The sequence below is a fragment of the Halobacteriovorax sp. XZX-3 genome (assembly GCF_043196495.1).
GTDB lineage: Bacteria > Bdellovibrionota > Bacteriovoracia > Bacteriovoracales > Bacteriovoracaceae > Halobacteriovorax_A.
In genome coordinates, this window is sequence record NZ_JBEBMO010000022.1 from 1 (window position 1) to 1,046 (window position 1,046).

The 1,046-nt window shown below is 49.3% G+C and carries 1 pseudogene; it reads left to right on the top strand.

Annotation, left to right across the window (positions count from 1 at the left end):
- Positions 1-1,046 (top strand): annotated as a pseudogene (locus tag ABMA70_RS16030) (hypothetical protein); the annotation flags it as partial.

Genomic DNA, 1,046 nt, shown 5'->3' on the forward strand with positions numbered 1-1,046 from the left:
GGCTACCACAATGGACACGTGTACTTCGGGGACCGTGACCACAATGGTAAGACTCGTATCCTTGTCAGCCAGCTTGTGACATCACTGGACAACATCCCTAAGTGTTTCCAAGACGCAGACCCTACGGCTGAGGAGATTAACGACCTCATCGCAACAGATGGATTCACCATGTACCCAGTGGGTATGGGTGCACCTATCACAATGGTCGAGTTCAACAAGCGATTGCTATTGCTTTGTACGAATGGTGTATGGGCTATCCGTGGTACATCAGGTGGTGGTGCAACTGCTACTGACTTCACCTTGGATAAGGTGGCATCGGTAGAGTTCAACAGTCCACAGAGTGTGGTTGATATTGGTACAGCGATTGTGTTCTGGTCAGAGCGAGGCATCATTGCCATCGGTGTGAATGACTTCGGTGATTTGACATCGAACAACCTGACTGAGAATACCATTGATGAATACTATGATTCACTGGACCGTGACATCATCAAGAATGTGAAAGGTACTTTCATCAACGATGAGAACCGTGTGTACTGGGTTGTGCCTAACAAGCAGGACAGCAACGGTGAGTACAAGGCTGACGGTGAGTTAGTGCTCGTGCTTAACCTCGACACTGGTGGGTTCTATAAACACACAGTGAGTGGTGGTCCATTGCTCCATGCTCCGTTCCGTCGATTGGTGAACACTCGTGCTGAGGTGAGCGTACCTATCACTGAGACAGATGGCACTGTCATCACTGACACACTAGGCGACCCTGTAACTGTGACACGTACTGTGACTACTACAGGTGTAGATGGACTGGCTTACTTCGCATCGTATGATGATGGTGTGAACGGGCAGTTCAACTTCATTGCTGAGCACCAGCCTTGGGGCTTTGCTGACTGGGCTAACGTACCTAACATGACCCGTGTGAACTACTCGTCATTCGTGGACTTTGCCTATGAGTACCCAGAGGTGATGATTGGTAACATCTCGCTACCATACATTCACTCGTACTACCTAACAGGTATCCGTGTTCAGACAGAGCAGTACACCACAGAGACAGC